This window comes from Bartonella vinsonii subsp. berkhoffii ATCC 51672 (assembly GCF_902825225.1).
Lineage (GTDB): Bacteria > Pseudomonadota > Alphaproteobacteria > Rhizobiales > Rhizobiaceae > Bartonella > Bartonella berkhoffii.
On sequence record NZ_CADEAK010000100.1, the window covers coordinates 1 to 581 of the forward strand.

Annotated in this window: 1 protein-coding gene; it reads left to right on the forward strand. The window is 42.7% G+C overall.

Translation table 11 applies throughout. The features are described from left to right. The coding region (locus J7R10_RS08445; RefSeq protein ID WP_246787420.1) for a DnaA ATPase domain-containing protein at nucleotides 1–581 on the forward strand (581 nt) is incomplete at both ends.

Sequence of the window (581 nt, forward strand, 5' to 3'; positions counted from 1 at the left end):
CAGAGGAAGAAGGCACGGCGGCTTTCGCGCGTGTGATGGCGCAATTAAAAGCGCAGGTTGGTATTGAGGCTTATACGAGTTGGTTTGGTCGTGTGAAGCTTGCTGAATATAGCCGTAGTCTTGTAAAGCTTTTTGTCCCTACAGCATTTTTGCGTTCATGGATTTGTAATCACTATGGTTCTCTTTTGACAAATTTATGGAAACAAGAGAATTCAGCGATTCTTCGTGTTGAAGTCATTGTTCGCGGTATGAAGCGTGTTTCAGGAGGTGTGATCTGTAAAACGAGTACAGCTCCTGTTGTTCTGGAAGAGCGGACACCTCCATCTTTTGTTGAGAATTACACAGAACATTCTGTAAAGAATGTTCAAGCGGGTGTTTTTGGTTCACCACTTGATTCTCGCTATACTTTTGAAAGTTTTGTGGAAGGTTCTTCTAACCGTGTTGCTTTAGCTGCAGCACGTTCGATTGCAGAAGGACATAAAAGTGCTTTAAGATTTAATCCTCTTTTTATTCACGCATCTGTTGGTTTAGGGAAAACGCATTTGCTTCAAGCTATTGCAGCTGCAGCACTGAAGCGTTTG